The sequence below is a fragment of the Kitasatospora sp. NPDC056181 genome, assembly GCF_042266225.1.
GTDB lineage: Bacteria > Actinomycetota > Actinomycetes > Streptomycetales > Streptomycetaceae > Kitasatospora.
Window position 1 is genome coordinate 28625 of the sequence record NZ_JBHJUK010000100.1, and the last position, 6705, is coordinate 35329.

General features: G+C 68.1%; 8 protein-coding genes and 2 pseudogenes. 4 read left to right on the forward strand and 6 right to left on the reverse strand.

The window, feature by feature from the left end; translation table 11 throughout:
• Positions 1-238 precede the first annotated feature (238 nt).
• Positions 239-730 (reverse strand): hypothetical protein, encoded by a 492-nt coding sequence (locus ACFC1F_RS30140; protein ID WP_376163012.1) that lies wholly within the window; start codon positions 728-730, stop codon positions 239-241.
• A gap of 266 nt (positions 731-996) precedes the next feature.
• Between ACFC1F_RS30140 and ACFC1F_RS30145 the strand changes: the two genes are divergently transcribed.
• The 3 genes from ACFC1F_RS30145 to ACFC1F_RS30155 all read left to right on the forward strand — a co-directional run bounded on the left by ACFC1F_RS30145 (position 997) and on the right by ACFC1F_RS30155 (position 3018).
• A complete protein-coding gene (locus tag ACFC1F_RS30145) occupies positions 997-1581 on the forward strand; it encodes a S1 RNA-binding domain-containing protein (RefSeq protein WP_376163014.1) in 585 nt (194 codons plus the stop codon).
• A gap of 173 nt (positions 1582-1754) precedes the next feature.
• Positions 1755-1955 (forward strand): hypothetical protein, encoded by a 201-nt coding sequence (locus ACFC1F_RS30150; RefSeq protein WP_376163015.1) that lies wholly within the window; start codon positions 1755-1757, stop codon positions 1953-1955.
• Positions 1956-2235: 280 nt separating this feature from the next.
• On the forward strand, positions 2236-3018 hold the full coding sequence (locus tag ACFC1F_RS30155; RefSeq protein ID WP_376163017.1) for an IS5 family transposase: 783 nt from the start codon (positions 2236-2238) through the stop codon (positions 3016-3018).
• Here ACFC1F_RS30155 and ACFC1F_RS30160 read toward each other — a convergent pair.
• A pseudogene (locus tag ACFC1F_RS30160) lies at positions 2984-3479 on the reverse strand (hypothetical protein). The gene ACFC1F_RS30155 and the pseudogene ACFC1F_RS30160 overlap by 35 nt on opposite strands.
• Before the next feature lie 126 nt (positions 3480-3605).
• On the opposite strand from ACFC1F_RS30160, the gene ACFC1F_RS30165 reads away from it, so the two are divergent.
• Complete coding sequence (locus ACFC1F_RS30165; protein ID WP_376163019.1) at positions 3606-4187, forward strand: SMI1/KNR4 family protein; 582 nt, start codon at positions 3606-3608, stop codon at positions 4185-4187.
• 49 nt (positions 4188-4236) lie between these two features.
• On the opposite strand, the pseudogene ACFC1F_RS30170 reads toward ACFC1F_RS30165, so the two are convergent.
• From ACFC1F_RS30170 to ACFC1F_RS30185, 4 genes and pseudogenes are all read right to left on the reverse strand, one after another.
• A pseudogene (locus tag ACFC1F_RS30170) lies at positions 4237-4406 on the reverse strand (IS110 family transposase); the annotation flags it as partial.
• Positions 4407-4577: 171 nt separating this feature from the next.
• Positions 4578-5219 (reverse strand): hypothetical protein, encoded by a 642-nt coding sequence (locus ACFC1F_RS30175; protein WP_376163021.1) that lies wholly within the window; start codon positions 5217-5219, stop codon positions 4578-4580.
• A 148-nt stretch (positions 5220-5367) separates the two neighbouring features.
• Positions 5368-5988 carry an HNH endonuclease signature motif containing protein gene (locus tag ACFC1F_RS30180; protein WP_376163023.1) on the reverse strand — a complete coding sequence of 207 codons (621 nt, stop codon included), beginning with the start codon at positions 5986-5988 and terminating at the stop codon, positions 5368-5370.
• Positions 5989-6061: 73 nt separating this feature from the next.
• A partial coding sequence (locus tag ACFC1F_RS30185) for an IS5 family transposase (protein WP_376163025.1) occupies positions 6062-6705 on the reverse strand: 644 nt, incomplete at its 5' end.

Consider the following 6705-nt stretch of genomic DNA (forward strand, 5'->3'; position numbering starts at 1 on the left):
TCCCCGGCGCTGTCCCGGGGTCCCGGGGCGGCGGCCCCCCCCCCCCCCCCCCGGGGGGGGGAGGACGCGGGCCCGGGGGTGAGAAGATCGGCCCGGCTCCCGGGACTTCAACTCATTGCCTGCCCGGGGGCCACTCGCATTTCTCCGATGCCCAGTCAGCACCGGGCGCACGCCGGGGCACAACGCGGCCCCACCCCGATCACCGGCTGGTCAGCTGCGGCCAGGACCCGGCGCTCTGTCACCCGTTGTTGAGTTCGAGGGGGTGTGGAAGCGGCTCCCACTCCGGCAGCCAATCGGTGGCCGTCCTGCCGGTCAGCGCGAGGTGGAACCAGTCGCTGAAGCCGAGGTCAGTGTCGTGCCAGTCCGCCCAGCCGCGGCGAAACGCCGAGACCGTCCAGGTCCCGCCCTCGCGGGGAACAAGGAACAGTTGGTCGCCTTCGATCGTGTTTCCCCAGACCAGAGCACCGCCCGGGGTCGGAAGGACCACGTGGGGAACCGTTCGGGACGCCTCCAGCTGCCGGCCCATGCCGTCGGCGTACCTGCGGAGCGTCCGGGCCCCGCAGAGGTAGATGTAGTCCGAGATGACCGCGTCGCCGTATGCGCCGGCGATCGCGGAGAAGTCCTCGGGCAGGGTGACCGACCAGGCCGAGGCGATCTCCTTGATCAGATGCCCTTCGTCCTGCCGAACGGGAGACCCGAGCAGGGGGACGAAATCGCTGACAGTCTTCATCTGGTCTCCTGTCAGCGGGAAGACCCCGCAGCTCAAGAAGGCGCCGCCCACCGCCGCCGACCGACCAGAGAGTAGCCCAGGGTAAAACCGGCCATGCCCGGTCGGTAACGACTCCTGCCCTCGGCAGATTCACCGCGCCGACCGCCTGACGGGGCCAACTTAGAGGTTCAGGCACGGATTTCGTGAAGTCGATCGCGAGGCCGTTACGGTCTGTGGCCGTCCCATGGGGGTGTCGTCGACCTACGGCGTGTGCCAAGGTGGCGGGCATGGATTGGCAGTCTGAGAGCCCGGATCTCTGGGCGTTCCTGGAGTCACTGCACCGCGGCGAGATCCTTTCTGGCACCGTCGCGGCGATCGAGCGGTTCGGGGTGTTCGTGGCCTTGGACAACGGACCGGACCATCCCATGTTCCCCGGCGTCGGGTTTATCACGATCCCCGAACTGTCCTGGCGCCACATCGAAGCTCCGACCGACGTCGTGGAGATCGGACAGCGCGTCTCATGCGAGTTCCTCCAATTCGACACTCACAATGCGGAAGCCAGGCTGTCGTTGCGTGCACTGTTGCCCGACCCTTTCCAGGCGTTCGCCGACGGCACGGTGGCGGGGCAGACGCTTCGCGGGACGGTCGTCAAGGTGCTCCCCTTCGGCGCCTTCGTTGACGTCGGAAACGGAGTCGTGGGCCTGGTGCCCTTCAAAGAGGTCCACGGCAGGCCCGCAGCCGGTCTGCCGGAGGTATTTCAGGTCGGCGACGAGATGTCAGTCGTTGTTACGGACGTCGAGCGGCCGCAGCGAAGGGTGTTCCTTTCCAGGCCAGAGGACGCCCGGCATGCCGGTGTCGTGCCGCTCAGGTGACTGCATCACGTGAGAAGCCGTTGTCGTTCCGGTCATGGTGAGTGTCGGTTCGATTCGTGCGACCCGGTCGGGTGATCTTCTGTCGGTGCACGCATGAGGTGCTGCTGCCCGGTGTCGGCCGTTGCCGAGAAACATGCTGGTCAGTGGTCCATCCATTGGGCCAAGATGACGGCATGGACGTTGTGGTGCTTGCTGAGGAGTTGGAGGTGGACAACCTCGTGGAACTGTCCACCGTGTATGGCAACGTGGCGATCCGCCTGACCCGGGTCGAGCGCCGTGTCAACGGGATCAAGTTCACCGGCCTGAACCACCAGGGCACCCAGTACTGCTTCGGGATGAAATACGGACAGTCCGCGACGCGACTCGACATGTAGAAGGTGTACTCACAAGCCGTTGTCGTGCCGATGAGGGTTAGCGTCGGTTCGGGTGCGGCTCGGTCGGGTGATCTTCAGCGGGTGTGCGCATGACGGCAGGGCCTCCTGAACAGCTCGTGGGTGCGAATCCAAAGAGCTACGGCAGGAGGCCCTGTTGTCGCAGTTGTACGCGGTGCGGCCCGCGGAGTCCAACTCCCGCTTGTCGTCATCTGATTGCCTCGCGCACGTGTACGGGAACGCGGCCGACCACGGTGAGCGTGTGCGACGGTATCCGTCGGACATGAGCGACGCGGAGTGGGCGGTGGTCCGCGATGCGATGCCGGTCCCGCCGTGGCTGGAGGGCCGGGGCGGGCAGCCGGAGGGGTATTGCCACCGGCAGATGGTGGACGCGGTGCGCTACCTGGTCGCGGGCGGCATCACCTGGCGGGCGATGCCCGCGGACTTCCCCGCATGGGATCGCGTCTACGCGTTCTTCCGGCGCTGGCGGGACAAGGGGCTGGTCGCGGAGTTCCACGACCGGTTGCGGGACCGGGTCCGCGAGGCGGCGGGCCGGGATTCGGAGCCGACGGCGGGCATCATCGACGCGCAGTCGGTGAAGGGGGCCGCGTCGGTGCCGGCCGCCACCCGGGGATTCGACGGGGGGAAGAAGGTCAACGGCCGCAAGCGTCACATCGTGGTGGACACCCTCGGGCTGCTGCTGACGGTGATGGTCACCGCGGCCTCGGTCACCGACCGCGAGGCGGGCCGGACGCTGCTGGCCCGGCTGCGCGAGCGGCACTGGCGCATCACGCTGGTGTGGGCCGACGGCGGCTACACCGGACGCCTGGTCGACCTCGCCCCTGACGTCCTGGGCCTCGCGCTGAGCGTGGTCAGACGCAGCGACGACACCACGGGCTTCGTCGTGCTGCCGAAGAGGTGGCTGGTCGAGCGCACGTTCGCGTGGCTAATGCGCTCGCGCCGTCTCGCCCGCGACTGCGAGGGCCGCACCGACACCTCGGAGGCAGTGATTTGCTGGTCGATGAGCATGGTCATGAGCCGACGCCTCGCCCGGCGACCACGCTGAACATCCCGGGCTGTTCCTCGGCCAACCAGCCCCGCGCGGCCAGCCGCTTCGCCTTCGAGCGCACCCCTTCCACCTTCGCCGGGACCGGCTCCAGCCCGAGCACCACCGCGAGTTGACGACAGTCCATCACTTCCCCGCACGACCCGCCGCGGCCGGCGAGAGCATCCATGATCCGCCGGTAATCCGGCGCCAGGACCCGCAGGGACGAGACCCTCCCGCCAGTGCGGCACCATCGAACCCGGCGCCGCTGCCGAGACCGGAACCGGCCGCTCAGCAGCCGTCACCACCGGCGCCTCTTCCTCACCACCGCGAGGTTCAGCCAAGACCTCCGCCACCGTCTCACGGGCGATCACGAACCGCTCCCACGTGGCCTCCGCCTCCCGCAGCTCGGCCTGAAGGGCCTCCACCCGCCGCCGAGCCGCGCGTTCGCGCTCCTCCAGCAACCCCATCACCGATGGCATCCCGGCACCTCCACCGAAGAGACGACACGACACCTCGTCCCTGCCGCCGAAACACCGAACCTATGCCTGACCTGCAAAAACGCAGCCATCACTCTCGGAAAGACAACGGCTTCTGAGGTCTTCGCCATGCTCGGCCCTGGCGGACAACGCTTCGCCAGCCCCGGTGCTTGGGCCGAGTTGGAAGCCGAGATCGGTACCGAGTTCCCCGAGGACTACAAGGCGGTCGTTGACGCCTACGCCCCAATGCAGATCAACTGGCACCTGTATCTCTCGCATCCGGCCACCGAGCGCTGGAACCTCGGGAAGGACATCCGCGAGACCTCCCAGGCCTGGGCCGAGCTCGACTGGGGCCGGGAGGATTGGCTGGAGTCGGAGGAGAACATCCGCGTCGTCCTCGACTTGCGAGAAGTGCGGTTCGGGATGAAGGACGGCCTGATTCCGATCACCAGTACCGACCGTGGCGAATACATCTTCCTGGCCCCGCTGCCCAACCGCACGGGCCACCGGATCTGTGCTGTGGAACACGACGGATCCTGGTACGAGTACCGAATGAGCTTCTCCGAGTGGCTCTACCGCTATCTGGTCGGCGAGGACATGGTCGGCCCGAACAGCTCCGCCTTCTACCCCGGCCCGGTACTACTCGAACCGCTGCCGATGTCACCCGATGACCGCCCCACGCCCATCTACGGCCCAGAGCGCGGCATGTGACTGACCTGAGCGCTTCGGCCAGACGACGAACGCCCGCTGGAGTGCTCATTCACGATTGGATGGTGGGCCGGGCGGCTTGGTAGAGCCGTCCGTCGCGTATGAGAGCCCACAGCACATTGACACGCCGACGGGCCAGGGCGAGCACGGCTTGCGCGTGCGTCCTGTCTTCCCCACGGTGCGGTCGTAGTAGCGGCGGGAGACCGGCTTCGAGCGCGGTGAAGACGAGGACGGCGCGAATGGCGGTGTCCCACTGGGTGACAGCGGGGCCGGGCTGGTGCAGCATGGCGGTGATCCTGTTCCTGTTTCCAGGTCTGATCGGGTGTGGAGTCCGGGGCGCCCGCGACGTCTTGGCCGGACAGCGGCCGCCCCGGGAAGTCGGTGCGCAGCCGGTCAGGATTCCGCACCCTCTCGGTGCCTCTTGCCTTCGAGTGCCGCGCCGACGATGTTCGAGGTCGGGGTTCCTTCCCATTCACCGCAGGTGCAGCGGCAGATGACCAGGCCGTCCTTCCAGTCGTAGACATCCGTCTTGTGCGCCGGCTCGGCCACGGGCTCGGTCTCTCCCGGGCCGACCGGGCACCGGGTGCGGCGCGCGATGGTGGTGTCCTTGACGGCCTGCTCCTGACGGTGCGCCTCACCCCAGCGCTCGGCCTCGTCGGCGTCGTAGGCGCGCTCCGGGGAGGTCCAGCCGCAGTTGCAGCTGGTTCCGACGCGTCCGTCGCGGGCGGCGATCTCAAAGACCTCGGTGCGGTGCTCGGGTAGCGGGACGTTCAGGGCGGGGTTGGCGCCGTCGTCGTCGGTGGGTTCGCTGAGCGTGCCGATGGCCCACCGCTCCCAGCCGCCCGGGAACTCCTTGAGGATCTTGTCGCGGCGGGACTGGGCGGTCTTGGTCGGAACGCCCATGGCGAGGGCCAGGTCGGCGACGGTTCCCCCGGGCCTGCTCGCGTGGGTCCGCACGGCGGCGTCGATGATGCCCTTGATGTGCGGCTCCAGTCTGTGCACGAGGTCGGCGATGAGGGCCTGCCAGGACCCCATGGCCGCCTGGCGCAGGCCGTTCCGGTGGTTGTAGCCGGTGCGCAGCAGGGTCCGCGCGGTGAGCGGTGGGCCCGGAGGCAGCCAGGGCCGAGCGAGGTCCCCACCTCGCCCATGACGCCCGGATCACCGATGTTGACTCCGTGCGGGGTCAGAACAACGTCTCCGGTGAGGCAGCGCGAGCCTCTTGGTCCTCCCGCAGCTTCTTCTCCGCTGCTCGTTCACGGGTACGGGTCTGGCGGCAGGGTACGCAGCGGCGCTGATCACTGACGAAGGTCAGCGGGTGGCCCTTGGAGCAGTGGGTCATCCGGGCGTTCGCCGCGCTTGTGCCGGTCCCACGCAAGGTGTTCTCCCGGTTCGTCACTGCTTCGAGATGCGCCGCGTTGACGCACAGCGGGACCCGGCAGAGGTGATCAATGACCAGCCCGCCCGGTATCGCCCCGTGCGCCTGCTGGTAGGCGAACCGGTGAGCCCGAACTGTCTTCCCTTCCGCCTTGAACTTCCCGTACCCGCTGGTTGTGACGGCCCCGGTCCAGAGCCGACAGGCCCCCGGCACCCCCTTCACCAAGGAGAGCGGTCCGTCCTTGGTCAGCGCCGCGAAGCGTTCTTCCGGCGGACGACGAGGCCGTATCCCCGTGCCAGCCTTGCGAGCCAGGTAGTTTGCCCGCGAGGTACACCGCGTCGAGCAGTAGAGCCGCCGCACCGCCCTGGACGACTGCTCAACGGGAGCCGAACACTGCAAACATGCTTCCGGACCTAGCAGCCCCGTCATTCAAACCCCCTCTCTACTCCGCAGGTTGAGTCCGACCTTCTCTCACTGGGCGTTTCGTTCCTGGTTTTGAGGGTCAGGTTCCGCGCCAGGTGGGGGTGGATTCGCCAGTCAGGCGGCGGGTCATGAGGTTGATCATCGCGACGTGGATCATGGCTTCGGAGCGAGCGGGCAGGGCTTCGTAATCGCGGGCGAGGCGGCGGTGGTTCATGAGCCAGCCCAGGGTGCGTTCGACGACCCAGCGTCGGGGCTGGACGACGAATCCCCTGGTGGCCGGGTCGCGACGGACGATCTCGACGTCGATGCCGAGGGCGGCGCCATGTTCGACGACGGAGTTCTTGTAGCCCATGTCGGTCCAGGCCTTGCGGATGGCGGGGTGCTCGGCGGCGACCCTGGTCAGCAGTTGTCGGCCGGCTGTGCCGCCCTGGACGCCGGCCGCGGTGACCAGCACCGCGAGCAGGAGGCCGAGGGTGTCGGTAACGATGCTGCGCTTGCGGCCAATGATCTTCTTGGCCGCGTCGACGCCCTGGGTGGCGGCGGGGACGTTCGTGGAGGTCTTGATGCTCTGGGAGTCGACGATGCAGGCCGTCGGCTCGGGACTGCGGCCCCCGGCGGCGCGGATCAGGCGCCGGAGAAGGCCGTTGAGCTGCTCGAATACGCCGTCGCGCTGCCAATGGGCGAAGTAGGCGTAGACGGTCTCCCAGGGCGGGTAGTCGTGCG

Excerpts from the sequence above, each read along its gene's own strand:
- ACFC1F_RS30140 (WP_376163012.1), bottom strand. The coding sequence starts at position 730 with ATGAAGACTGTCAGCGATTTCGTCCCCCTGCTCGGGTCTCCCGTTCGG.
- ACFC1F_RS30145 (WP_376163014.1), top strand. The coding sequence starts at position 997 with ATGGATTGGCAGTCTGAGAGCCCGGATCTCTGGGCGTTCCTGGAGTCA.
- ACFC1F_RS30150 (WP_376163015.1), top strand. The coding sequence starts at position 1,755 with ATGGACGTTGTGGTGCTTGCTGAGGAGTTGGAGGTGGACAACCTCGTG.
- ACFC1F_RS30155 (WP_376163017.1), top strand. The coding sequence starts at position 2,236 with ATGAGCGACGCGGAGTGGGCGGTGGTCCGCGATGCGATGCCGGTCCCG.
- ACFC1F_RS30165 (WP_376163019.1), top strand. The coding sequence starts at position 3,606 with ATGCTCGGCCCTGGCGGACAACGCTTCGCCAGCCCCGGTGCTTGGGCC.
- ACFC1F_RS30175 (WP_376163021.1), bottom strand. The coding sequence starts at position 5,219 with ATGGGGTCCTGGCAGGCCCTCATCGCCGACCTCGTGCACAGACTGGAG.
- ACFC1F_RS30180 (WP_376163023.1), bottom strand. The coding sequence starts at position 5,988 with ATGACGGGGCTGCTAGGTCCGGAAGCATGTTTGCAGTGTTCGGCTCCC.